Source organism: Acinetobacter sp. YK3, assembly GCF_001729365.1.
In the GTDB taxonomy this organism is placed as follows: domain Bacteria; phylum Pseudomonadota; class Gammaproteobacteria; order Pseudomonadales; family Moraxellaceae; genus Acinetobacter; species Acinetobacter vivianii.
Genome location: NZ_LZPJ01000053.1, coordinates 1 through 2166, shown reverse-complemented (window position 1 = coordinate 2166; position 2166 = coordinate 1). Strand labels below are relative to the sequence as shown.

Annotated in this window: 2 protein-coding genes and 2 pseudogenes; 2 read left to right on the top strand and 2 right to left on the bottom strand. The window is 34.5% G+C overall.

Going from position 1 to position 2166, the window contains the following annotated elements:
* Positions 1-41: 41 nt before the first annotated feature.
* A pseudogene (locus A9Z07_RS17570) lies at positions 42-275 on the bottom strand (molecular chaperone Tir); the annotation flags it as partial.
* A 147-nt stretch (positions 276-422) separates the two neighbouring features.
* Between A9Z07_RS17570 and A9Z07_RS18125 the strand changes: the two are divergent.
* Positions 423-700, top strand: a pseudogene (locus A9Z07_RS18125) (molybdenum cofactor biosysnthesis protein MoeA); the annotation flags it as partial.
* Positions 701-803: 103 nt separating this feature from the next.
* Here the strand turns inward: A9Z07_RS18125 and A9Z07_RS04955 are convergent.
* The gene (locus tag A9Z07_RS04955) at positions 804-1268 is read right to left on the bottom strand and encodes an ASCH domain-containing protein (protein WP_205634328.1); all 465 of its coding nucleotides are present in this window, start codon (positions 1266-1268) and stop codon (positions 804-806) included.
* Between the two features lie 478 nt (positions 1269-1746).
* On the opposite strand from A9Z07_RS04955, the gene A9Z07_RS04950 reads away from it, so the two are divergent.
* The coding region (locus A9Z07_RS04950; protein WP_069577392.1) for an NADPH-dependent FMN reductase at positions 1747-2166 on the top strand (420 nt) is incomplete at its 3' end.

The following is a 2166-nucleotide window of genomic DNA, read 5'->3' as shown; positions in this document are numbered from 1 at the left end:
GATATAACTTACAGTATTTATAAAAATATTGGTTATTTTGCTTATTCAGTTAAAATCACGTCAGCTAACTGATTGGCGATTTCCTCAATGCTACTCACAGAAGTGTTTAGCGCGACTTTATCTGCAAGATTAGGTCTATACTCTATAACATCATTTTTAGTAATTTTATGCCATATTGGTAAAATCATTTTATGCCCATTCATTTCACGAGCTACCAACGCATCTAGTTCATAATTTGTCTAGTCTTTCTTTATAAAGTCTGTTGAAAAAATAACAAAGATTGACGCCTCTGATAATCGGAGAGTAGGTGCTTTTTTTAGTGCGGAAAGAGTGCTAGATGAAGATGAATTCTTTTTAAAAGTTGATTAATGACTCATTTAAAGAGGTATCTCAAATCAGAGCTATCTCTTGGACTTATACTTATGCGTAAACTTCCCATCCTGAAGACCTTCCATATGATCTGACCACGATTTATTATCGCCTTTTTATGCAGCTTCCTCTGGAGGAACTAAAGGATACTGTAAACTTAGAAATGGCACTTAATCAAGTAAATGCAAATGATATTCATGCTTTACAGGACTATCCAATCCATAATATATCTGCTTACACCGATTGGGCTATTAATTCAGAATCAACTCAAGTTGCAAGTAAACAGCGGCCAATATTAATCGATAAAATGTACTGCTGGGGATCGCAACTTATTCTTTTGATATATCTAATATAAAAATTTGCTTTTTATTAAATAAATTGGGTTCTAAGTAGTTTCATTCAAGAATTTCTAATCAAGTGAAAATATTTGATCATTAAAAAATTTCTATCAGCTCGAATTCTTCTGCTACTAATTCCATTTCTTCAGAAAACCAACCTTCTCTGGTGAAAAAAGCTTTGTGTTCCTTTCGCCAGTAATCGAGTGTTAGATCTCCTTCACCTTCTTTATTTGCAAATTCTTCTGTTACTTCGTTAAATCTTATTAAATACATTGACGTTATTCTAATCACACAAACTGGTTCTTGGGCACCGTTGAGAATAATTCCGTAACTTCCAACAGTAAGAGGTGGGGTCTCAGATTGATAGGACATTAAGGAGCTACATGATGCGGTCTTAAAACCTTTCCTAATCAGGTCTGCTAATTCATCTGCCATAGCTGGATTATCCCCAAGTGACCATGCTAAAGCGCCAGAATATTTTACTTTCAGTTCATTAATAGAAATCATTTTTTTCCTTATATCATGGTGAAATGATCTTAAACCAGATTCAAAATCTTGCATAAGTATATGTACTGGACCCTATACCGATTTGCTATTAATTTCAAGAACACAGCATTTATCTATCAATTGAATTAGGAAAAGTTTCACACAAACTATACTTTGATAGGGAATTTTTATATAAGCGAAAATTTAAGATGAATTAAAAAGTGAGTCTATGTATATAAATCATCTTTTATCCTCAATCAGGGGATTAATTCTGCTTTGCAAGAAATTGATGAGGCTTCTGACTTTCTCGGGTATATGACATTTATTAGAATAAAGTGCATAGATGCCTTACGCTTTTTCGTGTAGTACAGTAAGGGCAGCAAAAGCCCGAATCTTGCTCTCATCGCTGACATTGGTGTAATGCAAGTCAACTCTGGTCAGATTTCGACACGAATTGGCCTTGCTAAAAATCAAATTCAGGTAGGACTTTTAACTTAGGTAATGAGTTTTAAACCGAATATTTTTTTATGAATTGTTAGGAGATAAGCAAGATATGAAAATTTTAGCTATTTCAGGTAGTGCCCGGGAAGCATCCACTAATACTGCTTTATTGCGAGCCATGAGTGAGTTAGCACCACAATCAATAGAGATCTCGGTTTTTCATGAGCTCAATTTATTGCCAGTTTTTTCACCAGATGAAGAGGGAGAAAAAACTCCTGTTGCTGTTCAAAATCTCATTGCGGTTGTAGCTGATGCTGATGGAATTATTATTTCAAGTCCTGAATATATCCGTGCGATCCCTGGTGGTCTGAAGAATGCAATTGATTGGATGGTTTCTCGAATTGAAATTATAGACAAACCAATAGCTCTGGTGCATGCATCAATTCGTGGTGATGATATGCTTAATTCATTGAGAAGAGTGCTTTCTACAGTTAGTGGGAATTTTTTCGAATATATATTTTTACGTTTTTCA

Coding starts and splice junctions, on each gene's coding strand:
- A9Z07_RS04955 (WP_205634328.1), bottom strand. CDS start 1,268: ATGCAAGATTTTGAATCTGGTTTAAGATCATTTCACCATGATATAAGG.